Source organism: Streptomyces pseudovenezuelae, assembly GCF_029892565.1.
Lineage (GTDB): Bacteria > Actinomycetota > Actinomycetes > Streptomycetales > Streptomycetaceae > Streptomyces > Streptomyces pseudovenezuelae_A.
Map to the genome: position 1 here is coordinate 161045 of NZ_JARXVH010000010.1, position 23392 is coordinate 184436.

The 23392-nt window shown below is 70.7% G+C and carries 21 protein-coding genes; 6 read left to right on the forward strand and 15 right to left on the reverse strand.

Annotated elements, in window-relative coordinates:
• Positions 1-63 precede the first annotated feature (63 nt).
• A complete protein-coding gene (locus M2283_RS30130) occupies positions 64-1149 on the reverse strand; it encodes a lytic polysaccharide monooxygenase (RefSeq protein ID WP_280879582.1) in 1086 nt (361 codons plus the stop codon).
• Positions 1150-1465: 316 nt separating this feature from the next.
• Between M2283_RS30130 and M2283_RS30135 the strand changes: the two genes are divergently transcribed.
• Positions 1466-3733 carry an NEW3 domain-containing protein gene (locus M2283_RS30135; protein WP_280879583.1) on the forward strand — a complete coding sequence of 756 codons (2268 nt, stop codon included), beginning with the start codon at positions 1466-1468 and terminating at the stop codon, positions 3731-3733.
• A gap of 35 nt (positions 3734-3768) precedes the next feature.
• On the opposite strand, the gene M2283_RS30140 is transcribed toward M2283_RS30135, so the two are convergent.
• From M2283_RS30140 to acnA, 3 genes are all read right to left on the reverse strand, one after another.
• Positions 3769-5343, reverse strand: coding sequence for a sensor histidine kinase (locus tag M2283_RS30140; protein WP_280879584.1), 1575 nt, complete (start codon positions 5341-5343; stop codon positions 3769-3771).
• Positions 5340-6065, reverse strand: coding sequence for a response regulator transcription factor (locus M2283_RS30145; protein ID WP_280879585.1), 726 nt, complete (start codon positions 6063-6065; stop codon positions 5340-5342). Before M2283_RS30145 ends, M2283_RS30140 begins: the two co-directional genes overlap by 4 nt.
• Before the next feature lie 122 nt (positions 6066-6187).
• Positions 6188-8902: an aconitate hydratase AcnA gene (acnA, locus tag M2283_RS30150; protein WP_280879586.1), complete on the reverse strand. Its 2715-nt coding sequence runs from the start codon at positions 8900-8902 to the stop codon at positions 6188-6190.
• A 266-nt stretch (positions 8903-9168) separates the two neighbouring features.
• Between acnA and M2283_RS30155 the strand changes: the two genes are divergently transcribed.
• The 4 genes from M2283_RS30155 (at position 9169) to M2283_RS30170 (ending at position 12616) form a co-directional block, all read left to right on the forward strand.
• Positions 9169-9366, forward strand: coding sequence for a DUF4236 domain-containing protein (locus M2283_RS30155; protein ID WP_280879587.1), 198 nt, complete (start codon positions 9169-9171; stop codon positions 9364-9366).
• 64 nt (positions 9367-9430) lie between these two features.
• Entirely contained in the window at positions 9431-10960 is a 1530-nt protein-coding gene (locus M2283_RS30160) for a helix-turn-helix domain-containing protein (RefSeq protein ID WP_280879588.1), read from the forward strand.
• A gap of 123 nt (positions 10961-11083) precedes the next feature.
• On the forward strand, positions 11084-11692 hold the full coding sequence (locus tag M2283_RS30165) for a flavin reductase family protein (RefSeq protein WP_280879589.1): 609 nt from the start codon (positions 11084-11086) through the stop codon (positions 11690-11692).
• Positions 11693-11869: 177 nt separating this feature from the next.
• Positions 11870-12616, forward strand: a complete 747-nt coding sequence (locus M2283_RS30170) for an SDR family oxidoreductase (protein WP_280879590.1) — start codon at positions 11870-11872, stop codon at positions 12614-12616.
• 40 nt (positions 12617-12656) lie between these two features.
• Here the strand turns inward: M2283_RS30170 and M2283_RS30175 are convergent, their stop codons facing one another.
• Together M2283_RS30175 and M2283_RS30180 are read right to left on the reverse strand one after the other, a co-directional pair.
• Positions 12657-13490 (reverse strand): helix-turn-helix transcriptional regulator, encoded by an 834-nt coding sequence (locus M2283_RS30175; protein WP_280879591.1) that lies wholly within the window; start codon positions 13488-13490, stop codon positions 12657-12659.
• A 48-nt stretch (positions 13491-13538) separates the two neighbouring features.
• Positions 13539-14015, reverse strand: a complete 477-nt coding sequence (locus tag M2283_RS30180) for a potassium channel family protein (protein WP_280879592.1) — start codon at positions 14013-14015, stop codon at positions 13539-13541.
• A gap of 139 nt (positions 14016-14154) precedes the next feature.
• Between M2283_RS30180 and M2283_RS30185 the strand changes: the two genes are divergently transcribed.
• Positions 14155-14418, forward strand: coding sequence for a hypothetical protein (locus M2283_RS30185; RefSeq protein ID WP_280879593.1), 264 nt, complete (start codon positions 14155-14157; stop codon positions 14416-14418).
• Position 14419: 1 nt separating this feature from the next.
• Here M2283_RS30185 and M2283_RS30190 read toward each other — a convergent pair whose 3' ends face one another.
• The 9 genes from M2283_RS30190 to M2283_RS30230 form a co-directional block, all read right to left on the reverse strand.
• Positions 14420-15109, reverse strand: coding sequence for a M24 family metallopeptidase (locus M2283_RS30190; RefSeq protein ID WP_280879594.1), 690 nt, complete (start codon positions 15107-15109; stop codon positions 14420-14422).
• An 18-nt stretch (positions 15110-15127) separates the two neighbouring features.
• Positions 15128-16432, reverse strand: coding sequence for a methyltransferase domain-containing protein (locus M2283_RS30195; RefSeq protein WP_280879595.1), 1305 nt, complete (start codon positions 16430-16432; stop codon positions 15128-15130).
• Between the two features lie 216 nt (positions 16433-16648).
• Positions 16649-17380, reverse strand: a complete 732-nt coding sequence (locus M2283_RS30200) for a GntR family transcriptional regulator (RefSeq protein ID WP_280879596.1) — start codon at positions 17378-17380, stop codon at positions 16649-16651.
• Between the two features lie 118 nt (positions 17381-17498).
• Entirely contained in the window at positions 17499-18500 is a 1002-nt protein-coding gene (locus tag M2283_RS30205) for a proline racemase family protein (RefSeq protein WP_280879597.1), read from the reverse strand.
• Positions 18501-18559: 59 nt separating this feature from the next.
• Positions 18560-19477, reverse strand: a complete 918-nt coding sequence (locus M2283_RS30210) for a dihydrodipicolinate synthase family protein (RefSeq protein WP_280879598.1) — start codon at positions 19475-19477, stop codon at positions 18560-18562.
• 125 nt (positions 19478-19602) lie between these two features.
• Positions 19603-21051 carry an FAD-dependent oxidoreductase gene (locus tag M2283_RS30215; protein WP_432423145.1) on the reverse strand — a complete coding sequence of 483 codons (1449 nt, stop codon included), beginning with the start codon at positions 21049-21051 and terminating at the stop codon, positions 19603-19605.
• Complete coding sequence (locus M2283_RS30220; protein WP_280879599.1) at positions 21014-21376, reverse strand: (2Fe-2S)-binding protein; 363 nt, start codon at positions 21374-21376, stop codon at positions 21014-21016. Before M2283_RS30220 ends, M2283_RS30215 begins: the two co-directional genes overlap by 38 nt.
• Positions 21377-21417: 41 nt before the next feature.
• Positions 21418-22584 carry an NAD(P)/FAD-dependent oxidoreductase gene (locus tag M2283_RS30225; RefSeq protein WP_280879600.1) on the reverse strand — a complete coding sequence of 389 codons (1167 nt, stop codon included), beginning with the start codon at positions 22582-22584 and terminating at the stop codon, positions 21418-21420.
• A gap of 185 nt (positions 22585-22769) precedes the next feature.
• A complete protein-coding gene (locus M2283_RS30230) occupies positions 22770-23213 on the reverse strand; it encodes a DUF6299 family protein (RefSeq protein WP_280879601.1) in 444 nt (147 codons plus the stop codon).
• Positions 23214-23392: the final 179 nt, after the last annotated feature.

The window sequence follows — 23392 nt, forward strand, 5'->3', positions numbered from 1 at the left end:
CCCCGGTGGTACACCGACCACCACCGGGGTCCGCCCAGAGCTGCTCACTCCTGCCGGGTCGCCTCAGCCGACCTGGCAGGGCAGAGTCGTCGCCGAGTCACCTCCACTGCCGGTGACGACGTAGCCGAAGGTCGTGCTCTGTCCCGGACTCAGGGAGCCGTTCCAGTCGGCGTTGTGGACCATCACGTCCTGTCCCGTGTACGTGGGGTTGCCGTTCCAGAGGCTCTCGACCTTCTGTCCGCCGGGCAGCGTCCAGTCGACCATCCAGCCCAGCATCGGGACGTCTCCGGTGTTGGTGACGGTCACCTCGGACTGGTAGCCGCCGTTCCAACTCCCGCTGGTGCGACGGGTGGCCGCGCATTCGCCGGGCACCGGGTCGGTCGGGTTACCCGGGTCGTGGATGCCGGTGACCTCGCCGTTGCCGCCGTCGAAGACGACGTCGGAGCAGGAGTAGAAGGTCTCCGCGCTGTCCGAGCGCTGCCACACCATGTAGATGATGTGCCGCCCCGACTTGCCGGCCGGAAGCTGCCCGGTCCAGGAGTAGTTGGCCTCGACCGTGCCCGGGGTGCCGTTGAGCGGCGGGTGGTCGACGGAGAGGAAGGGCGTGGCCTCCATGTCGTCCCAGGTGAGCGTCTTCGTCGGGTCGAAGCCGTCCTTGGTGATGTAGACGTAGAACCAACCCGGGTGTGCGGCCCAGGCGTTGTAGGAGAAGTCGACGGTCGCGCCGGAGGTCAGATGCGTCAACGGCCAGTCGTTGCGCGGCAGGTTGAAGCCCGTGAAGTTGGTGTTGCCGCCGCTGCACAGCTCACCGTCGGGCACGAAGCCGCGGGTGCGGCCGGCGCCGTCGGAGCGCAGCACCGAGAACCAGTTGTAGAACGGCGTGGTGCCGCTGACCTGTTGGGCCGCCTTGCACGCCGGGTTGACCGGCTTGATCTCCCCGGTGTCCGTCAGCCCGTCCTGCCAGCACAGGAAGGTACGGCTGGCGGGCTTCATCGGGGTGCCGTGGGCTTCCGCCGGGCCGCCGGCCGCCATGACCAGGGCGAGGGCGGGGACGGTGGCGAGGAGTGAGACGAGGACCAGGAAGAGGGCTCGGGTGCGGGTGGAGAGGGTTAATCGACGTGGCGCCGTTTCCATTCTTGTCAGGATCATGACAGTCGGCTTCCTTCGGGTACGGCCATGTGGATGCGTCCATGCGGAGGGGTGGGGTGGAGGACGTCCATGGTGCGGCGGGTTCCGGTCCGCGCAACATGGGAGCGCTCCCACCCCACCTATGGGGAAGTTAGCGCGAAGTGGGGTGACTGTAAACGGCGAGCGGTCTCGCCACAGTGACCCCACAGACTTGACTCGTTCTTGGCCAAGCACGCTATGTGGTGACTGGCGTTCGGCCATGTTCACTTGTCGCGTCTACGGGGTTGGTTCTTGACGTTTTCTGAGTCGCGTGGGCGTTGCGATGGAGGAACAGCTCATGAGAAGAAGGATCCGCGGTGTACTGGCCGCGTTCACCGGAGCGCTGCTGCTCACGATGGGAATCACCGCGACCGGCAGCGAGCCCGCGCAGGCCTCTGACAACGGTGTCGGGCTGAAACCCGTGCTGGGATGGAGCAGTTGGAGCTTCGTCCGCCGCGATCCGACCGCGCAGACCATCGAGGCGCAGGCGAAGGCGCTCAAGGCCAGCGGCCTTGCGAGGAATGGTTTCGTCTACGCCAACATCGACGACTTCTGGTACCAGTGCCCGGGCAGCCAGGGGCCGGACGTCGACCAGTACGGCCGCTGGGTCACCGACCCCGTCAGGTTCCCGCCCCGCGGTGGCGAGAACGGCATCCAGGTCGTGGCCGACTACGTCCACTCCCTGGGGCTGAAGTTCGGCCTGTACGTCACTCCCGGCATCTCCCAGCAGGCGGTCGCCAAGAACACCGAGATCAAGGGAACGCCGTACCACGCCCGGGACATCGCCACCACGGCGACGGAGAGCAACTACAACTGCGGCGGCATGGTGGGCATCGACTACACCAAGCCCGGCGCGCAGACCTTCATCGACTCGTGGGCCGGTCAGTTCGCCGGCTGGGGCATCGACTACCTGAAGATCGACGGTGTCGGCACGCCCGACCAACAGGACGTCCAGGCCTGGTCGGACGCGCTGCGGCACACCGGCCGGCCGATCCACCTGGAGCTGTCCAACAACCTCGACATCAACAACGCGGCCACCTGGAAGAAGCTCTCCAACGGCTGGCGCACCGGCGGCGACATCGAGTGCTACTGCGGTCCGGACGGCAGCAGTTACCCCTTGACCACCTGGGCCTCCATCGCCTCCCGGTTCGACCAGGTCGCCGCGTGGGCACCGTACGGCGGTCCCGGCGGATACAACGACTACGACTCCCTGGAGATCGGCAACGGCGCGAACAACGGCCTGGCGCCCGACGAGCGCAGGACCCAGATGAGCCTGTGGTCGCTGGCCGCCTCCCCGCTCATCCTCGGCACCGACCTCACCCATCTCGACCCGGCCGACCTCGCGTTGCTGAAGAACACCGACGTCCTCGCGGTCGATCAGGACGGCATCGACGCCAAGCGGATCTCCTCGGACGCGAACGCGCAGGTGTTCGCCAAGACCGAACCCGACGGGGACGTCGTGGTCGGTCTGTTCAACACCGGGTCGGCTCCCCGGGAGGTGGCCACGTCCGCGTCCGCGCTGGGTCTGGCCAAGGCGCGCGACTACTCCCTGCGGGATCTGTGGAGCCACCGGCTGACCGAGTCCGCGGGCCGGATCGCCGCCAACGTGCCGCCGCACGGCGTGGTCCTGTACCGGGTCCACGGCACCCACCGCACGGTGCCCGGCGCGGCCCCGGACGTCTCGTTCGGGCTCAACTGGGCGCCCGCGCCCAGCGACAGCACCACGCGTACGGTGACCGCGGTCCTGTCCGACAACGGGTCGCGGCCGGTCACCGATGCCGCCCTGACCCTCACCGGGCCGGCCGGCGCGAAGATCACCACGCACTCCGTGACGCGGGCCCGGACGATCCGTGGCGGCCACGCGTTGAAGGCCACCTACTCCGTGTCCATCCCGCCCTCGGCGAAGCTCTTCGCCTCCAGCGACTTCCAGGGGACGGCGACCTACCGCTTCCGGTCGGACGGGAGGACCCGGCTGACCGCGGGCGACACGATCACCGTCAACCACCAAGTGACCGCCCCGTACCGGACGTTCGCCTCCACCACGGCGAGCTTCAGCCAGTCCGGCACTCAACTCGGTATCCGGGCGCAGGGCGCTGACCTGTACAACGGCACCAACGAGTACGGCTCGATCTATCTGCCCGGAGCCGAGCACGACGGTTCGGTGACCACCGTGAAGCTCGACTCGCAGTCGAACACGGACGTCTGGGCGAAGGCCGGGATCATGGTCCGCAAGGACATCACCAAGCCCAACACGTCTCCCGGCTATCTGGCGCTGGTCGCGACCCCGGGCAACGGCTACCTGCTCGACTGGGACAGCGACGGCGACGGACTGCTGGACTCGCAGGATTCCGCCGGCACCGCCACCTACCCCTCGTGGCTGAAGCTCGTCCGCGACGGCACCTCGTACAGCGGCTACTACTCGACCGACAACGCCACTTGGAACCTGGTGGGCACCATCACCGTCCCGACCGCCGCGGCCACCCAGGACGTCGGCCTCACCCAGACCTCGCACGCCTCGGGCACCACCGGCGAGGCCGACTTCGACTCGTTCACGACCACTCCCTAGCGATCCGGGGCGGGAGTCCGGTCCGGGCCCGGTGGTCAGGTCCTGACACCGCCGGCCCGACCTTCGACGACGGCGTCCGCCCGGCGCGCGGTGCTCTCCCGCACCGGCGCCGTGCGGGCGCTCATCGCCGTTTCGGCGGGCGGGAGTTGGGCCGCCGGAAGTTCGATCGTGAACTCCGTGCGGCCCGGCCGGCTCTCCACGTCGATCCGCCCGCCGTGCGCGCCCACGATGGCCGACGCGATGGCCAGCCCCAGCCCCGCGCCGCCCGCCGACCCGGACGCCCGCGCGCGGGACGAGTCGGCCCGGGTGAAGCGTTCGAAGGCCCTCGGCAGCAACTCGGCCGGAATCCCGGGCCCGTTGTCCCGTACGCGGATCACACACCGCTCCCCCACGGCCCCCACCTCGGCCACCACCGCCGTGCCAACAGGCGTGTGCACACGGGCGTTGGCCAACAGGTTGGCCACCACCTGATGGAGCCGTGCCTCGTCACCGACGACCAGAGCGGGGGCTTCCAGGGGCAGCGACAGCTGCCAGTCGTGACCGTCGCCCGCCGCGCGCGCGTCCCACACCGCTTCGGCGACGACCGCGGCGAGATCGACCTCGGCGGCGTGCAGGGGCCGCCCCTCGTCGAGCCGGGCGAGCAGGAGCAGGTCCTCGACCAGACCGGTCATCCGTGCCGACTCCGCCGAGACCCGACGCCAGGCCAGCACCGGCTCGATCCGGTCGGTGCCGCGGTTCATCAGCTCCGCGTAGCCCGCGATGGACGCGAGCGGCGTACGCAGTTCATGGCTGGCGTCGGCCAGGAAGCGCCGCATGCGTTCCTCGCTGCGCCGCATCTCCTCCTCGCCGCGCTGGCGCTCGGCGAGCGAGGACTCGACATGCTCGATCATCCGGTTGAGCGCGGCGCCGACCTGGCCGGCCTCGCTGCCGGGGTCGGTGTCCCGGGCGGGGACGCGGGTGAGGCCGGTGACCTCGCCGCGGTCCATCGGCGCCCGGGAGACCTCGACCGCGGTGGCGGCGACCCGGCCCAGGGGCCGCAGTTGACGTCGTATGACCACCGCGCAGACGACTCCCGCGGCGCCGAGTCCGACGACGGCCACGACCGACTCGACCACCATCAGTTTGGTGATCATGTCCTGTACGTCCTCCATCGGGAGTCCGGTCAGGACGCGGACGCCGTCGCTGTCCAGGACGGTGACGCGGTAGGTGCCGAGGCCGGGCACGGTACGGGTGTGTTTGCCGCCGTCGGCCGTCAGGCCCGCGAGGGCGGTGCGCTGGGCGGTGGTGAGTGGCTGCGGGGCGGCGTCCTGGCTGACGACCGCCGCCGAGACGATGGCGCCGTCGGTGTCGAGCCGGGCGGCCAGCATGCCGGCGGGATGGCCGCTCTCGTAGAGGAAGGTGAGGTCCCGGTCGAGGTCGGGATGGAGCGAGGCGCCGCCCAGGCTGCGGTCGGCGGCGTCGGCGACGCGCTGGTCCAGGTTGCCGAGGAGATAGGCGCGTTGGGCGTAGACGGTGGTGAGCGCCATCGCGGCGCACACGGCGACGAGGATCGCGCCGATGAACAGGAGCAGGCGGGTCCGCAGGGAGCGTCCGCGCGGTCGTACGGTCATCTCCCGTCCTCCACGGGCCTGATCGCGTATCCCATGCCGCGCACGGTGTGGATCATCGGCGCGCGACCCTTGTCGATCTTGCGGCGCAGGCTGGAGATATAGACCTCGACGAGGTTGCCGCCGCCGTCGAAGGAGCTGCTCCACACGTGGTCGAGGATCTGGGCCTTGCTCAGCACCTGGCGCGGATGGTTCAGCAACAGGCTGAGCAGGTCGAACTCCTTGGCGGTGAGCTGGAGTTGCTGTCCCGCGCGGTGCACCTCGCGGGTCTCCTCGGTCAGCACGAGGTCGCCGAGGACGCGTACGGAGTCGTCGGCCGGGGCGCGTTCGGTGCCGGCCCGGCGCAGCAGTCCGCGCAGCCGCAGCACGACCTCCTCCAGGGAGAAGGGCTTGGTCACGTAGTCGTCGGCGCCGTTGTCGAGTCCGTCGATGCGGTGCTCGATGGCGTCGCGGGCGGTGAGCATCAGCACGGGCAGCTTCGGGTTCTCGTGGCGCAGGCGGCGCAGTACCTGGATGCCGTCCAGGTCGGGCAGCATTCCGTCCAGCACGACGGCGTGCGGGGCGCAGCCGCGGGCGATCCTGAGCGCGCTCTGTCCGTCGCCGGCCGGATAGGGCCGCCAGCCCGCCTCGGTGACGGCCACGGACAGCACTTCGGTGAGGGCGGGTTCGTCGTCGACGATCAGAACGCGAACCCGTCCGCCACGGGTACCGGAGATGCCAGCCATGTCCTGATCCTGTCCCGGTTGGCTGAGGGAATGCTGTGTTCCGGCTGAGGGACAGCCGTGCGTAAACGGAAGGGCCGCACCCCTGTCACCAGGGATGCGGCCCAACTGCCGTACCGGATCGGCTACTTGCGGATCAGGTTGCGCAGCACGTACTGCAGGATGCCGCCGTTGCGGTAGTAGTCGGCCTCGCCGGGGGTGTCGATGCGGACGACCGCGTCGAACTCCACGCCGGTGTCGGTGGTGACCTTGACCGTGGCGGGGGTGGTGCCGTCGTTCAGCTCGGTGATGCCGGCGATGGAGAAGGCCTCCTCGCCGGTCAGCCCGAGGGACTGGGCGGACTGGCCCGCCGGGTACTGCAGCGGGATGACGCCCATGCCGATGAGGTTGGAGCGGTGGATGCGCTCGTAGGACTCGGCGATGACGGCCTTGACGCCGAGCAGCGCGGTGCCCTTGGCGGCCCAGTCGCGGGACGAGCCGGAGCCGTACTCCTTGCCGGCCAGGATGACCAGCGGGATGCCCTGCTCGATGTAGTTGCGCGAGGCGTCGTAGATGAACGACACCGGCGCGTCGGCCTGCGTGAAGTCGCGGGTGAAGCCGCCCTCGGTGCCCGGCGCCACCTGGTTGCGCAGGCGGATGTTGGCGAAGGTGCCGCGGATCATGACCTCGTGGTTGCCCCGGCGCGAGCCGTAGGAGTTGAAGTCACGCCGCTCGATGCCGTGCTCGGTGAGGTACTTGCCGGCCGGGGTGTCGGCCTTGATCGCGCCGGCCGGGGAGATGTGGTCGGTGGTGACCGAGTCGCCCAGCTTGGCGAGGACGCGGGCGCCGTCGATGTCCGAGACCGGGGTGGTCTCCATCGTCATGCCCTCGAAGTACGGGGGCTTGCGGACGTAGGTCGACTCGGCGTCCCACTCGAAGGTGTTGCCGGTCGGGATCGGCAGCGCCTGCCACTGGGCGTCACCGGCGAAGACGTCGGCGTAGGACTTGTTGAACATGTCCTCGCCGATGGCGTTCGCCACGACGTCGTTGACCTCGGCCTCGGAGGGCCAGATGTCCTCCAGGAAGACCGGCTTGCCGTCCTGGTCGGTGCCCAGGGCGTCGCGCGTGATGTCCACCTTCATGGAGCCCGCGAGGGCGTACGCGACGACCAGCGGCGGGGACGCCAGGTAGTTCATCTTGACGTCCGGGTTGATCCGGCCCTCGAAGTTGCGGTTGCCGGAGAGCACCGAAGTCACGGCCAGGTCATGGTCGTTGACTGCCTTGGAGACCTCCTCCGGCAGCGGGCCGGAGTTGCCGATGCAGGTGGTGCAGCCGTAGCCGACGAGGTTGAAGCCGACCTTGTCGAGGTAGGGGGTGAGCCCCGCCTTGTCGAAGTAGTCGGTGACGACCTTGGAGCCCGGGGCGAGGGTGGTCTTGACCCACGGCTTGCGGGTCAGGCCCTTCTCCACGGCCTTCTTCGCGACGAGCGCGGCGGCGACCATGACGTACGGGTTCGAGGTGTTGGTGCAGGAGGTGATGGCCGCGACCGTCACCGCGCCGTGGTCCAGCTCGTAGGTCGAGCCGTCGGGGGCGGTCACGGTGACCGGGTTCGACGGGACGCCGTTGCTGGCGGCCGGGGAGTCGGAGGCCGGGAAGGACTCCTTGCCCGCCTCGTCGTCGTCGGCGACGTAGTTGCGCACGTCGCTCTTGAACTGCTCGGAGGCGTTGGCCAGGACGATGCGGTCCTGCGGGCGCTTCGGTCCGGCGATCGAGGGGACGACCGTGGCGAGGTCGAGCTCCAGCTTCTCGGAGAAGTCGGGCTCGGCGGCCGGGTCGAGCCAGAGGCCCTGCTCCTTGGCGTACGCCTCGACGAGCGCGAGCTGCTGGGCGTCGCGGCCCGTCAGCTTCAGGTACTTGATGGTCTCGGCGTCGATCGGGAAGATCGCGGCGGTGGAGCCGAACTCCGGCGACATGTTGCCGATGGTGGCGCGGTTGGCGAGCGAGGTGGCGGCCACGCCCTCGCCGTAGAACTCGACGAACTTGCCGACGACACCGTGCTTGCGCAGCATCTCGGTGATCGTGAGCACGAGGTCGGTGGCGGTGGTGCCCGGGGTCAGCTCGCCCGTGAGCTTGAAGCCGACGACGCGCGGGATGAGCATCGAGACCGGCTGGCCGAGCATCGCGGCCTCGGCCTCGATGCCGCCGACGCCCCAGCCCAGCACACCGAGGCCGTTGACCATGGTGGTGTGGGAGTCGGTGCCGACCAGGGTGTCGGGGTAGGCCTGGCCGTTGCGGACCATGACCGTACGCGCCAGGTGCTCGATGTTGACCTGGTGGACGATGCCGGTGCCCGGCGGGACGACCTTGAACTCGTCGAACGCGGTCTGGCCCCAGCGCAGGAACTGGTAGCGCTCGCGGTTGCGGCCGTACTCCAGCTCGACGTTCTGCGCGAAGGCCTCGTGGGTGCCGAACTTGTCGGCGATGACGGAGTGGTCGATGACCAGCTCGGCGGGGGCCAGCGGGTTGATCTTCGCCGCGTCACCGCCCAGCTCCTTCACGGCCTCACGCATGGTCGCGAGGTCCACGACACAGGGCACGCCGGTGAAGTCCTGCATGATCACGCGAGCCGGCGTGAACTGGATCTCCTGGCTGGGCTGAGCCTGCGAGTCCCAGCCGCCGAGGGCACGGATGTGGTCGGCGGTGATGTTCGCGCCGTCCTCGGTGCGGAGCAGGTTCTCCAGCAGCACCTTCAGGCTGTACGGAAGGCGAGCCGAGCCTTCCACCTTGTCCAGCCGGAAGATCTCGTACGACTCGTCGCCCACCTGCAGCGTGCTGCGGGCGTCGAAGCTGTTCGCCGACACGACAGTCTCCTTCATTGATGTGCGCGTACTCACTCACCACGATCCTGCCGCCACGGCTACTTGGCCGATCCGCTAAGGTAAGGCTAAGTTAGGCAAGCCTTACCGCCGGGTCGGCGGTGGTGTGCGGCTGCGGTGCTCCTGGTGCAGATATCTCGATGTCGAGATAACTCTAGTACATGGGGGCGGACTGGTCATGCCCGGGCCGCAGTGACCTGCCATACCCGCGCACCTTCGGGGTACCCGCTCCAGGACGAAAGGGGGCGGGAATGCCGCTCACGTTCCGCAAGAGTTTCCGGATCCTCCCTTGGCTCCGACTGAACATCAACCGGCGATCGATGTCCTTCACGACAGGTGGAGCGCACGGCCCGCGGCACACGCGCAGCACGACCGGACGACGTACGACATCGATGGATTTGCCCGGACCTTTCGGGTGGCGCAAGACGCGCACCAAGAAGCACGACTGACCGGCCGTCACCTGAACGGCCCCCTCAAGAGGCGTCATCTCATATCTGAGATAGCCTCAACCTCATGGCAGACGACTACCTCGTACGCATCGGCAAGCTCATTCGTGATGCCCGGCAACACCGTGGCTGGACACAGGCGCAGCTCGCGGAGGCGCTCGGCACCAGTCAGAGCGCGGTCAACCGCATCGAGCGCGGTAACCAAAACATCAGCCTTGAGATGATCGCTCGAATCGGTGAAGCGCTGGAGAGCGAGATCGTCTCTCTGGGCTATGCGGGCCCGATGCATCTGCGGGTCGTCGGTGGTCGTCGGCTGTCCGGCGCCATCGACGTCAAGACCAGCAAGAACGCCTGCGTGGCACTGCTGTGCGCCTCGCTCCTGAACCAGGGGCGCACAGTGCTGCGCCGGGTGGCCAGGATCGAGGAGGTCTACCGCCTGCTGGAGGTGCTCAGCTCGATCGGCGTGCGCGCCCGGTGGATCAACGACGGGGTCGACCTGGAGATCGTGCCGCCGGCCGAGCTGAACATGGCGGCGATCGACGCCGAGGCGGCCGTACGCACCCGCTCGATCATCATGTTCCTGGGCCCGCTGCTGCACCGCATGGACAGCTTCAAGCTGCCGTACGCCGGCGGCTGCGACCTCGGTACGCGCACCATCGAGCCGCACATGATCGCGCTGCGCCGGTTCGGCCTGGACATCGCCGCGACCGAGGGGCAGTACCACGCGCAGGTCGACCCGAGCGTGCGGCCCGACCGCCCGATCGTGCTGACCGAGCGCGGGGACACGGTCACCGAGAACGCGCTGCTGGCCGCCTCCCGGTACGACGGCGTCACCGTCATCCGCAACGCGTCCTCCAACTACATGGTCCAGGACCTGTGCTTCTTCCTGGAGGCGCTCGGCGTCCGGGTCGAGGGCATCGGCACCACCACGCTGACCGTGCACGGCGTGCCGAACATCGACGTCGACGTCGACTACTCCCCCTCCGAGGACCCGGTCGAGGCGATGAGCCTGGTGGCCGCCGCGGTGGTCACGGAGTCGGAGCTGACGGTGCGCCGAGTGCCGATCGAGTTCCTGGAGATCGAGCTCGCGGTCCTGGAGGAGATGGGCCTGGACCACGACCGTACGCCCGAGTACTTCGCGGACAACGGCCGTACGCGCCTGGTGGACCTGACCGTCCGGCCCTCCAAGCTGGAGGCGCCGATCGACAAGATCCACCCGATGCCGTTCCCGGGCCTGAACATCGACAACGTGCCGTTCTTCGCGGCCATCGCGGCGGTCGCGCAGGGCAAGACCCTCATCCACGACTGGGTCTACGACAACCGCGCGATCTACCTCACGGACCTCAACCGCCTCGGCGGCCGGCTCCAACTCCTCGACCCGCACCGCGTGTTGGTCGAGGGCCCGACCCGCTGGCGCGCCGCCGAGATGATGTGCCCGCCGGCGCTGCGCCCCGCCGTGGTCGTCCTGCTGGCGATGATGGCGGCCGACGGCACGTCCGTGCTGCGCAACGTCTACGTCATCAACCGGGGGTACGAGGACCTCGCCGAGCGCCTGAACTCCATCGGGGCGCAGATCGAGATCTTCCGGGACATCTGACCGGCGGATGCCGCCGCGACGGTTTGCGCGGCGGCGCAGAATCCTTCTCGGTGGACGTGACGTCCGGTCTGACCCGTAGGCACGGCCGGACGTCACCCCGCGAGCGTCTGATATATCGCTGGTATGCGCACCGAATTCAACCTGGCCCAGCTCGAACCGACCGTCGTGTACCGCCTGCTCACGTCGTCGGTCCTGCCGCGCCCCATCGCCTGGGTCTCGACCGTCTCCGCCGACGGCGTCGACAACCTCGCCCCGCACTCCTTCTTCACGGTCTCGTCGGCCACACCGCCGATCGTCCAGTTCACCTCGGTCGGCCGCAAGGACTCCCTGCGCAACGTCGAGGCCACCGGGCAGTTCGTGGTCAACCTCGCCCCGGAGTCGCTCATCGACGAGGTCAACAAGACCGCCACCGACTTCCCGCACGGCGTCAGCGAGTTCGACGCCGTGGGAGTGGCGCGCGAGCCCGCCGCCCGGGTGAAGGCCTCACGCGTCGCCGGCTCCCCCGTGGCGCTGGAGTGCGAACTGCACAGCACGCTCCGGCTGGGTGACTCAACCGTGGTCTTCGGACGGGTGGTTCACATCGCCGTCGACGAGACCGTCCTGGACGGCGACCACCCGGCGGTCACCCGGATGCGCCCGCTGTCCCGCCTGGGCAAGGACGAGTGGGGCACCCTCGGGGAGGTTGTGGACCTGCGGCGCATCCGGTACGCGGACTGGCCCGAGTCGAACTGAGGGACGTTCTCCACCAGCAGTTCGGACCGACCTCACCACCTCCTCAGAGGTACGCCCACCGCGAGGGAGGGTGTACGGCACCCCCCTCCGTACGGCCTTCCTGTACGAGGCGCGCGGGCGAAGACTCGGATCGTCGGCAATCGCCGGCTCCGAGTCCGACTCCCCCAGGAGACTGCCGTGAACACCGCTTCCGCCCCGGCCGACCGCAAGATCGTTCTCGTGACGGGAGCGTCCAGCGGCATCGGCGAGGCGACCGCCCGTCAGCTGGCCGCGGCCGGCCACCATGTCGTCCTCGGGGCCCGCCGCACCGACCGCCTCGCGCTGCTGACCAAGGAGCTGAGGGAGGTCGGACACGGCGCCGAATACGGCGAGTTGGACGTCACCGACCAGGCCAGCGTCCGTGCTTTCGTCGAGGCGGCGTTGGCTCGGCACGGGCGCGTCGACGTGCTGGTCAACAACGCGGGGGTGATGCCGCTCGCGCCGCTGGCCGCCCTGCACGTGGCGGAGTGGGACCAGATGATCGACGTGAATCTGCGGGGTGTGCTGTACGGGATCGCGGCTGTGCTGCCGTCGATGCTGGAGCGGCGTTCCGGGCATGTCGTCAACGTCGCGTCCACCTCCGCCCATCGGGTCGACCCGACGGCCGCGGTGTACTGCGCGACGAAGTACGCGGTGCGGGCGCTGTCCGAGGGGCTGCGGCAGGAGAACTCCGAGATCAGGGTCACGGTCGTCAGCCCCGGCTTCACCCGCTCCGAACTGGCCGACAAGGGCGGCGACCCCCAGGCGCAGGGCGCGGCACGCAGCGCCACCGAGCTGATCGGGCTGCCGGCTTCGGCAGTCGCCGAGGCCATCGGCTACGCGATCGCCCAGCCCGCGGGCGTCGACGTGAACGAGATCGTCGTTCGGCCCACGGTCCAGAACTGACGTTGCCCTGCGGGCCGTTGGACGTATCCCGGGGCGCGCGTCAACGGCGCGGAACAGCCATCGACGCGAGGTACGTCAGGGCTTCCGCGCTGCGGCTGCCCGGCTCCGCCGAGCCGACCAGCAGCTCCTGGCCGGGTGCGGCACGTACGTCGAAGCTCTGGTAGGTGAGTTCGACGCGTCCGACCTCGGGGTGGACGAACACCTTGTAGGCGCGGGTGAGGGCCCGGACCGTCTGGTCGTTCCACAGGGTCCTGAACTCCCCCGAGATCTCCAGCAGTTCACGGACCAGGGCGTCGATCTCGGGGGCGTCACTGAACCTGGCCGCGTTCAGACGCAGCGCGTACACGGTCGCCGAGGTGACCAACTGCCGGTCGGGGAAGACCTCTTGGGCCAGCGGGTGGGTGAACAGGATCCGCGGCATGCTGGTCTCCCCCTCGAAGGGGGACAGGAGCGCGTCGGCGATGACGTTGGTGGCGAGGATGTCGAACGCCGGGCCAAGGACGTAGGCGGCGGCCGTCGGGAAGGCGTCGAGCAGCCGCAGCAGGTCGGGATGCACCTGGTCGCGCAGGCCGTCGGCCTTGGTGCGGGGGTTGATGCCGGCCAGGCGGAACAGGTGACCGCGCGCGTCGGCGTCCAGGCGCAGCGCCCTGCCGAGCGCGTCCACGACCTGCGGCGAGGGGTTGGTCTCGCGGCCCTGTTCCAGCCGGATGTAGTAGTCGGCGCTCACACCCGCCAGCACGGCGACCTCTTCCCGCCGCAGCCCCTTGACCCGACGGGTACCGCCGCCGACAGGCAGTCCGACATCGGACGGTTCCAGGCGGGAACGGCCGGCGCGCAGGAAGTCCCCGAGAGCGTTGACAGGCGCGTTCCGCATACGACCGACAGTACCCCCGGCACCACAGGCATCGCGGGAACGGCTGTCCTACGGGGTTCCCCGGTCCTCCAGCAGGCGCTCAAGGCGGTCGAAGCGTGCGTGCAGGGCCCGGGTCGCCTCCTCGCGCACCGCGCGCGCCGCGTCCTCGGCCTCGCGCGCGAGGTGATGGCGGCGCTTCTGATCGCGGCCCACGAACCAGGTCGCGAGGGCCGCGGTGACCATGCCGTACGCGGTGATCCCGACGACCATCACCACCGTCCCGATGACGCGGCCCCACGGGGTCACCGGGTAGAAGTCGCCGTATCCGACCGTGGTCGCCGTCTCGATCGACCACCACAACGCCCTGGGGTACGAGGTGATCTGCGCCCCGCGCGCACCGTGCTCGGCGGCCACGACCGCGTACGAGCCGACCGCCATCACCACCGCGAGGACGGCGGTCGCTCCGCCCGCGGCCCTGAGATGCAGCGAGCGTCCCTCCCGGCCGAGCAGCAGCGCGACCGTCCTGGTCCACAGTCCGGGCAACATGGCCCGGATCCTGCGCGACGGACGGCCGACGCCGGGGCCCGCCGCGCCTGTGGGCGGTCGCCGTCACCCCATCGGCGGTCGCTCACCCGGACGGGTCCGGGCGGTGGTGCCGGCCTCGGTCGGATGATGGCCTTGCGCCATGACAGCCGAGCCCGACGCGGTGACCGAGACGTTCGCCTTCACCTGCGGAGACTGCGGCCACACCTGGGAACGGACCTTCAAGCTCATGTTCTTCACCGACCCCGGCCGCCCTGACATCCAGGAGTACGTCGACGAGAACGACGAGCCCCTGCGGTCGCCGCTGGCGGTGGCGGTCTGCCCGCGCTGCGGGAGCCGGGCGGTGCAGGTGTCGTCCCCCAAGCCCGATTCCGGGACCGGGACGGACGGGACACCGCCCGGCTGAGTCAGAGGGTGAGCAGTTCCTCGTAGAAGCCGCCGAAGTCTCGTTCGCGGTCGATGAGGTGGATCTCCAGGATCCAGTGGCAGGTGCGGCCGGCCTTGTCGGTGCGGCGCAGCGGGGTGTCGTTGGCGGGGGTGATGTACGACTCCGTGTCGGCGCCGTCGATGGTCTCGTGCGGGAACTCGCCGACGAGGTGTCCGGCGTGCCAGCCGCCGAGCTCCCAGCCGGCCTCCTCGGCGAGGCGGGCGACCTCGGCGTGGAGGCGGGCGCCGGTGATGTCGGGGTCGGATTCGAAGAAGCGCCGGCCGGCCGCGAAGGTGGTCGCCAGGTCGTCGCGCAGGCGCCGCTTGACCGGGTCGTCGCCGAGCACGAAGGTGCGTCCGAAGTCGGCCTCGTACTCCTCGAAGATCGGGCCGAAGTCGGCGAACACGATGTCGTCGGCGCCGATCACGCGGTCCGGCGGGTTCTCGCGGTAGGGCATGAGGGTGTTCGGGCCGGAGCGGACGATGCGCTTGTGCCAGTGCCGGGTGGTGCCGAAGAGGTCGTTCGCCAGGTCGCGGATCCGGTCGCTGACCGCCCGCTCCCCCTCGCCCGGCGCGACCAGCCCGCGCGTCTCGATCTCCGCGAAGAGGCGCTCGGCCTTCGCCTGGGCGTCCAGCAAGCGTGCTGAGCGCGTGGGTTCGTCGTCCGCCATGAGGCGAACGTAAGGGCGTCAGATCGTTTCCGGCAATGTGATTTCGCCACTCCCGCCGCGGATCGCGCGGGCCAGGAAGTGGTGGGTGGCGTCCTCGTAGTGGGCCAGGTCCCAGTCTGCGGCCCGGAGTGCCGGGCGGAGGTTCTCCTCGGCCAGCAGGTCGTCGGGGTCGAGGGGGCGGCCGTGGCGGGCGGCGCGTTCGGCGCGGCCGGAGGGGTGGAAGAGCAGCAGGACGCCGCCGGGTGCGGTGACCCTGGCCCACTCGCGGAGCGCCGCCGCGGGGTCGGGGACGTGGTCGACGAGTCCCGCGCTGAAGATGCCGTCCACGGTCGCGGTCGCCAGCGGCAGCCGGCCCGCGTCGGCGAGCAGCAACTGGCCGACGTCCGCGCGGCCTTCGCGCTGCGCCGCCGTCAGCATCGCGCGCGTGAGGTCGGCACCGAGGACGACGCCCTCGTCACCGACCTGCGCGCGAAGGGCGGGCAGCGCGCGGCCGGTACCGCAGCCGACGTCGAGGGCCGACTGTCCCGGACGCAGTCCCATCCGCTCGACCGCGGCCGTGTACCGGGGCTGGTCGGCCGCGAAGCGTTCCTCCCAGGTGGCCGCCCGGCGGGTGAAGAAGGCCCGGGTGGCGGTCAGTTCGGCGCGGCCCGCCACGAACGCGGCGAAACGCTCGAACACGCCGTCGCGGTGCGGGGCCACCACGGCCAGCTCAGCGGGCGCGGACTCCAGCAGCCCGGGGGCGGTGGCCGCCTCTTCCGGGAAGGCCGCGACGAACACGTCGACCGTCGCCTTGTCCGCCTCCAGATGGAACTGCATCCCCCAGGCCGAGCCGCCGACCCGAAACGCCTGCACGGGATACCGGTCGCAGGAGGCCAGCAACGTCGCACCGGCCGGCAGGTCCATGGTGTCGCTGTGCCAGTGCAGCACCCGCAGCCGCTCGGGGACGGCGGCGAACAGGGGGTCCGCGCTCGCGGCCGGAGCCATCCGTACGTCGCTCCAGCCGACCTGTGTTCCCGACCCGGGGCGGCCGGAACCGCCCGCGGCGACCGCCAGCAGCTGCGCCCCCAGACACACTCCGAGCACCGGCACCTCGGCCTCCAGCGCGGCAACGAGCAGCGCCAACTCGGCGGAGCGACCCGGGAAGTCCTCGTACGCCGCCATCGGCCCGCCCATCACGACCAGGCCCGCCAGCCCGTCGACCGCGTCCGGCACCGGCTCCCCGGCCCAGGTTCGGCAGATCCGGTACGGCAGTCCGGCCGCCGCCAACGCGGCGCCGATGGCGTAGGGCCCCTCGCCCTGCGCGTGCTCCACGATCTGGATCACGGGCCACCACCTCCCGGACGACCGTACCCGAGCGACTGCGGACGACAACCGCATCTGCCCAGGTGATGGCAGAGATATGACCGCAGACGCGGGCCTACGGCGCTGTTCTTCCCGCAGGTGCGCAGCGCTCCGCTGTCCCCGCGGGTGCCATGACCATGATGCGCTACGCCGCCCGGTGCCGCCCGGCGGACCACATCGGCGTCGGAGCCGGCGCCGTCAGTGGGCCCAGACGCCGCGCACGTGGCCGAGGTGGCGGGTCATGACCGCCCGGACCCGGTCCTCGTCCCGGGCGAGAAGCGCGTCGAGGATCTCCAGGTGTTCCTCGGCCGAGGAGGTCAGCAGCCCTCGCTCGACCAGCGCGGTCAGGCCGTACAGGCGGGACCGTTTGCGCAGGTCGCCGACGACCTCGACGAGGTGCTGGTTGCCGGCCAGCGCGAGCAGGCCCAGGTGGAAGCGGCGGTCGGCCTCGACGTAGGCGATGAGGTCGCCGTCGGCCGCCGCGCCGACGATCTCCTCGGCGTCCGCGCGCAGCGCTTCGAGGGCGGCCGGGTCGGCGGTGGCGGCGAGTGCGGTGGTCGTGGGGATCTCGATCAGTGAGCGGATGTGGGTGTACTCGTCGAGCTGCCGCTCGGAGACGGCGGTGACCCGGAAGCCCTTGTTGGGCACGGGGTCGACCAGGCCCTCCTTGACGAGGTCGAGCATGGCCTCGCGCACGGGGGTCGCCGAGACGCCGAAGCGGGCGGCGAGCGAAGGGGCGGAGTAGACCTCGCCGGGGCGCAGTTCACCGGCGACGAGCGCGGCCCGCAGGGCGTTGGCGACACTCTCGCGGTAGCTGGGGCGGGGGCCGCCGAGGAGGGGCAGGGTGGGGCCGGGCCTGGCTGGGGCCTTGGCCGAACCTGTCCTGGCCGCGGTCTTGGCGCCGCCTGCACTGTTGCGCTGCGCGGCCATGTGGGGTCCTTCCAGGTGCCATGCCATGTCACGTATCGCCAGTATCTCCGACGCGATCAAGCCGCCGGAGGCGGAGACAGAGACACGGTCAGAGCCAGGGTCAGGGTCAGGGTCAGGGTCAGAGGACGAAGCCGGACGGGAACGGGTCGGTCGGGTCGAGGAGGTACTGCGCGGTGCCGGTGATCCAGGCCCGGCCGGTGATGGTGGGCACCACTGCGGGGCGGCCGGCGACCTCGGCGGTCTCGACGAGGCGGCCGGTGAAGGACGTACCGATGAAGGACTCGTTCAAGAAGTCCTGGTGCAGAGGGAGTTCGCCGCGTGCGTGCAGTTGGGCCATGCGGGCCGAGGTGCCGGTACCGCACGGTGAGCGGTCGAACCAGCCCGGGTGGATGGCCATCGCGTGCCGCGAGTGCGTGGCCGTCGAGCCGGGTGCGGCGAGGTAGACGTGGTGGACGCCATCGATGGTCGGGTTCTCCGGATGGACGGGCGGGGCCTCGGAGTTGATCGCTTCCATCAGGGCGAGTCCGGCGGCGAGGAGGTCGTCCTTGCGGTCGCGGGTGAAGGGCAGTTCGAACTGGTCGAGCGGCAGGATCGCGTAGAAGTTGCCGCCGAAGGCCAGGTCGTACGTGACCGTGCGGCCGTCGGCGAGGGTCGCCTTGCGGTCGAGGCCGACGACGAAGGACGGCACGTTGCGGATGGTGACGGCCTTCGCGGCGCCGTCCTCGACGGCCACTTCGGCGACCACCAGGCCGGCGGGGGTGTCCAGGCGCACGGTGGTGACCGGTTCGACGACCGGCACCATGCCGGTCTCGACGAGGACGGTGGCCACCCCGATCGTGCCGTGGCCGCACATCGGGAGGTAGCCGGAGACCTCGATGAAGACGACGCCGTAGTCGCAGTCGGGGCGGGTGGGCGGTTGGAGGATCGCCCCGCTCATCGCGGGGTGCCCGCGGGGCTCGTTCATGAGGAAGTTCCGTACGTCGTCGCGGTGTTCGCGGAACCACAGCCGACGTTCGTCCATCGTGGCACCGGGGACGGTGCCGATGCCTCCGGTGACGACGCGGGTGGGCATGCCCTCCGTGTGCGAGTCCACGGCGTGCAGAACCAGCTTGCTGCGCATGGGAGTTCCTCTCGGTGGAACGGCCCCGGTGGGGCGCGGCCTCGGTGAAGTGGCCCGGGTCAGGAGAGCCCGAGGGCGACGACCTTCTCGGTGGCCTCGCGGACCGCCTTCTCCTGGTCCGGCAGCAACGGCACCCGGGGCGGCCGGACCGGGCCGCCGCGCCGCCCGACGATGTCCATGGAGAGCTTGATCGCCTGGACGAACTCCACCTTGGAGTCCCAGCGGTGCAGCGCGTGCAGTTGCCGGTAGAGGGGCAGGGCGGTGGCCAGGTCGCCCTTGACCGCCGCGTGGTACAGCTCGACCGTCGACTTCGGCAGGGCGTTGGGGTAGCCGGAGACCCAGCCCCTGGCGCCGGCCACGGCCAGTTCCAGCAGGACGTCGTCCGCGCCGATCAACACGTCCAGTTCGGGGGCGAGTTCCTGGATCTGGTAGATGCGGCGGGGGTCGCCGGAGAACTCCTTCACGCCCTTGATGAGCCCGGCCGCGTGCAGTTCGGCGAGCAGTTCGGGCGTGAGGTCGACCTTGGTGTCGTGCGGGTTGTTGTACGCGACTATGTCGATGCCGACCTCGGCGACGGCGGCATAGTGCGCACGCACCGAACGCCCGTCGGCCCGATAGGAGTTGGGCGGCAACAGCATGACGGCGGCACAGCCCGCCTCCTTGGCCTGCCGGGCCCAGCGGGCGGCTTCGGCGGAACCGTAGGCCGAGACACCGGGCATGACCTTGTCGCCACCGATGGCCGCGACGGCGGTCTCGACGACCCGGGCGCGCTCCTCGTCGGTGAGCACCTGGTACTCGCCGAGCGAGCCGTTGGGGACGACCCCGTCACAGCCGTTCTCGACGAGCCACCGGCAGTGGTCCGCGAACCCGTCGAAGTCGACGCTCAGGTCGTCGTGCAGCGGGAGCGCGGTGGCGACGAGGACGCCGCGCCAGACGGGGTGGGGGTGAGAGTCGGGGGCGGGGTGCGTGGCGGTCATGGGAGCCTCGGCTTTCCTATGGGGGGACATATCACTTGGGAGGACATATCACTGACGGATGTCTTGGGTGACGGTGGTGAGAGGCCTTGTCAGGCGGTGGTTGAGAGGCCTCGTCAATCAGCCGCTCAGGGCCCCTCCGGTTCCCGGGCCAGGACCTCCAGCGGTACCGGCCGCGCGAAGGGCCGCTTGGCCGGCCCCGGCGGGCAGCCCGCGACTCCGCTGACGCCGGGCGCACAGATCCGGCCCTGGCACCAGCCCATTCCGGCGCGGGTGAGGAGTTTGACGGTACGCAGGTCGGTGGCGCCGAGTTCGGCGGTGGCCGTGCGGATCGCGCCCGCCGGGACCTCCTCGCAGCGGCAGACGACGGTGTCGTCGGTGACCTGTTCCGCCCAGTGGGCGGGCGGGGCGTAAGCGGTGGCGAGGGCGGCGGAGAAGTGCCGTAGCCGGGACCGGGTACGGGCAGCCGCCGCCCAGTCCGCGGGCCGGGCTTCAACTCCCTGGAGGTGAACTCCCTTGAGGCGGGCGGCGATCGAGTACCCGGCGATCTCACCTTCGGCGAGCGCCAGCACCGCTCCCCCGATCCCGGTGGCCTCACCCGCCGCCCAGACTCCGTCGACGTCGGTGCGCTGCTCCGCGTCGGTGACCACGAACGGGTCGCCGGTGTCGTCGATCGTGCAGCCCAGGGACTCCGCGAGGTCGGTGTGCGCGAGCATGCCGTGTCCAACTGCCAAGGTGTCGCAGGCGATCCGCCGCTCGGTACCGGGCCTGACCCGGCCGGCGGTGTCGAGCGCGGCGACGGTGACGGCCTCGACCCGGTCGGTGCCGTGGGCTGCCACGACGGCGTGCCGGACCAGCACCGGGACTTTGTGGCGCAGGAGTTGGGCCGCGTACCCGGCCGCCTCGACCACCTTGCCCGGGTGCGCGGCGAGGGTCGCTGCGTGCCGTACGAAACCGGCGGGGCGTACGGACTCGACGTACGCGACGACTTCGGCGCCCGCCGCGGCGAGCCCGGCCGCGACCGGCATCAGCAGCGGGCCGGTCCCGGCGACGACCACCGTGCGCCCCGGCAGGACGAGCCCGCCCTTGAGCATCGCCTGCGCACCGCCCGCGGCGACCACTCCGGGGAGGGTCCAGCCGGGGAAGGGCAACACCTTCTCGTAGCCACCGGTGGCGAGCAGGACGCCATCGGCGGTGACCGTCTCCGAGGCCTGCTGATCGGGACCGAGCAGGGCGTGCACGCCGAAGCGGAACTCCCCGAACTCCGGCTCCACGAACCAGACATGACGGTCCGCCAGGTGTGTGATCCGGCCCGCCGCAACATGCGTGGCCACCCGGTCCCGCAGCGCCTCCCAGGTGCCCCACGCGTGATGCAGCGCCTGCGGTCTGCGGGCGCCGAGTCCGGCGGCGGGCTGCCGGTAGAACTGCCCGCCCGCCTGTGCACCCGCGTCGAGCAGCACGACCCGTACGCCCCGATCGGCGGCCGTGAGCGCGGCGGCGAGCCCGGCGGGGCCCGCGCCGATCACGGCGAGGTCGGCCCTAGTCATGGTCGGCGTCGTCGTGGACGAGGTCGTCATGGCCGGTGCCCTCCTGGGCGCGGATCGTGTCGCCGGGGTGGGCCGGGACGAGGCAAGCCCGTTGGTTCGGGCGGTCGTTGACGGTGATCAGGCAGTCGAAGCAGACGCCGATGCCGCAGAAGACTCCGCGGGGTGCGCCGCTTCCCCGGGTTCCGCGCCAGGAGGTGATGCCGGCCGTCCAGAGCACGGCGGCGACGGTCTGTCCGGGCAGGGCGTCGATCTCGCGGCCGTCGACGGTGACGGTGAAGGCCGGTTCGGGGTGGGCCCGGGCCAGCTCCTGCGGGGTTGCGCCTCCGGGCCCGCCGCCAACTCCCCGGCTTCTCAAGGCACTTCTCCTCACTGACCTTCCCTTCGCTGACCTTCCTCTCACTGCCCCTCCTCGAAACGGTCCGGGCGGAACGGCGTCAGGTCGAGGTCCGGTGTCCGGTCGGTCAGCGTCTGGGCGATCAAGTGCCCGGTACCGACCGCGAGTCCGATGCCCGCGCCCTCGTGACCGCACGCGTGGTGGAGCCCCGGCACCCGGGGGTCGGGGCCGATGGCCGGCAGGTGGTCCGGCAGATAGGGCCGGAAGCCGAGGTAGCCGCGCATCGCGTGGACCGTGCCGAGCATCGGGAAGAGCGCGGTGGCCTGCGCGGCCAGTCTGCGCACGACCGGGAGCGAGAACGTCCGGTCGAAGCCCACCCGTTCGCGGCTGGCACCGATCAGCACCGGGCCCGCGTCCGTTCCCTCGACGACCGCCGAGGACTGGAGCCCCGCGTCCCCGCTGGCGACGTCGGCCACGTAGTCGGCGGCGTACACCTTGTGCCGGATCACCCCGCGCGGCAGCGGTTCGGTGACCAACACGAAGCCGCGGCGCGGCAGTACGGGCAGGTGGACGCCGGCCAGCGCGGCGACCTCGCCGCCCCAGGTGCCGGCCGCGTTGATGACGACCGGGGCGTGCAGGTCGCCGTGCGCGGTCCGTACGCCGCGCACGGAACCGTCCTTCGCACACAGGATGCCGGTGACGGCGGTGCCGGTGCGCAGGTCGGAGCCGGCGCGTCGGGCCGCTCGTACGACGTGGGCGGCGGCCAGGGTCGGCATCACCTGACAGTCCTCGGGGTAAAGCACTCCGCCTGCGAGTCCGGGGGCCAAGTGCGGCTCCAGGTCGGGGAGTTGGTCGGCGGTCACGAGCTGCGCGTCGACTCCGGCGGCCCGCTGTCCGGCGGCGAAGTCGGTCAGCGCGGACATGCCCTCGGGCGAGGAGGCGACGACGACTCCGCCCTTCGGCTCGAACTCCACGGCGGCGCCCAGGCCGGGTTCGGCGGCGAGGTCGTTCCAGAGGCGTCGGGACAGGAGGGCGAGGTCGAGTTCGGGACCCGGTTCCTTGTCGGAGACGAGCAGGTTGCCCTCGCCGGCTCCGGTGGTGCCGCCAGCCACGGGGCCGCGGTCCACGAGGAGGGTCCGCAGGCCTGCCCGGGCCGTGTAGAGGGCACAGGCCGCGCCCACCATTCCGGCCCCGATGACTACGACGTCGCAGGTCAGTGGGCTGCTCACGCCAGTACAATGTCACATGTTTCTGTCCTCGCCAAGGGTCCGTGAGGCGATGGCGACAGAGCCGGCACCCGAGCCGCACGGCCTGCGCCCCCTCGGCAGGGCCCGGTCGCACGTGTGCCCCGATGGCCGAGGGGTCCACACCCTCCGCTACCGGGGCACACGCAGCCAACCGCCCGCCAGGGCCGTCAGCTCTCCGTCAGGGTCACGTCCTCTCGCTGGGCCGCGTGGAAGCGGGGCAGCGGCAGGCCGCCCTGGGCGTTGAGTTCCATCAGCGTCGCCTCGACGTTCGCCGTGCCGGGTTCGAGCTTGTCCGCCGAGGTCGTCCCGGTGTTCTCCCAGCGGTGCTCCATGCCGTCGCACACGGCACGGGTGCCGCCGATGCCGTGGCGGACGTTCGGGGAGTTCTGGGCGACCGAGGAGCTGACGAAGACCGGGCCGGCGCTGCCGAGACAGCGGTAGGTGCCGGAGAGGGTGACGGTCCCGTCGGGGGCGATGTACCCCGTCGGGTCGACGGTCACGGTCTCGAACGGGTCGGCGGACGCGGGCGCGGCGGGAGCGGCGGCCAGCAGGAACAGCGCGGCACAGGCGGCGGTACGAACCGCGGGGCGCAGAGCGGGGCGCAGGGACATCGGAGAACCTCCTGGGGATGGGGCCTCCACTGGTACCGGGCGCACACGTCCACAGCCGTGATCGTCACTCCTTCGGTGGCGAGTCCGCACCGACGGTCGTGGATCCGTCCGGGTGTTGTCCGCGTGTTGTCACGCTTCCCGGCGGACGGTTCCGATGAGTTCACGGCCGGAGGATGGTC

Bases quoted from the DNA above. Each gene is read 5' to 3' on its own strand.
- M2283_RS30130 (WP_280879582.1), bottom strand. From the start codon at position 1,149: ATGATCCTGACAAGAATGGAAACGGCGCCACGTCGATTAACCCTCTCC.
- M2283_RS30135 (WP_280879583.1), top strand. From the start codon at position 1,466: ATGAGAAGAAGGATCCGCGGTGTACTGGCCGCGTTCACCGGAGCGCTG.
- M2283_RS30140 (WP_280879584.1), bottom strand. From the start codon at position 5,343: ATGACCGTACGACCGCGCGGACGCTCCCTGCGGACCCGCCTGCTCCTG.
- M2283_RS30145 (WP_280879585.1), bottom strand. From the start codon at position 6,065: ATGGCTGGCATCTCCGGTACCCGTGGCGGACGGGTTCGCGTTCTGATC.
- M2283_RS30155 (WP_280879587.1), top strand. From the start codon at position 9,169: ATGCCGCTCACGTTCCGCAAGAGTTTCCGGATCCTCCCTTGGCTCCGA.
- M2283_RS30160 (WP_280879588.1), top strand. From the start codon at position 9,431: ATGGCAGACGACTACCTCGTACGCATCGGCAAGCTCATTCGTGATGCC.
- M2283_RS30165 (WP_280879589.1), top strand. From the start codon at position 11,084: ATGCGCACCGAATTCAACCTGGCCCAGCTCGAACCGACCGTCGTGTAC.
- M2283_RS30175 (WP_280879591.1), bottom strand. From the start codon at position 13,490: ATGCGGAACGCGCCTGTCAACGCTCTCGGGGACTTCCTGCGCGCCGGC.
- M2283_RS30180 (WP_280879592.1), bottom strand. From the start codon at position 14,015: ATGTTGCCCGGACTGTGGACCAGGACGGTCGCGCTGCTGCTCGGCCGG.
- M2283_RS30185 (WP_280879593.1), top strand. From the start codon at position 14,155: ATGACAGCCGAGCCCGACGCGGTGACCGAGACGTTCGCCTTCACCTGC.
- M2283_RS30190 (WP_280879594.1), bottom strand. From the start codon at position 15,109: ATGGCGGACGACGAACCCACGCGCTCAGCACGCTTGCTGGACGCCCAG.
- M2283_RS30200 (WP_280879596.1), bottom strand. From the start codon at position 17,380: ATGGCCGCGCAGCGCAACAGTGCAGGCGGCGCCAAGACCGCGGCCAGG.
- M2283_RS30205 (WP_280879597.1), bottom strand. From the start codon at position 18,500: ATGCGCAGCAAGCTGGTTCTGCACGCCGTGGACTCGCACACGGAGGGC.
- M2283_RS30210 (WP_280879598.1), bottom strand. From the start codon at position 19,477: ATGACCGCCACGCACCCCGCCCCCGACTCTCACCCCCACCCCGTCTGG.
- M2283_RS30215 (WP_432423145.1), bottom strand. From the start codon at position 21,051: ATGACGACCTCGTCCACGACGACGCCGACCATGACTAGGGCCGACCTC.
- M2283_RS30230 (WP_280879601.1), bottom strand. From the start codon at position 23,213: ATGTCCCTGCGCCCCGCTCTGCGCCCCGCGGTTCGTACCGCCGCCTGT.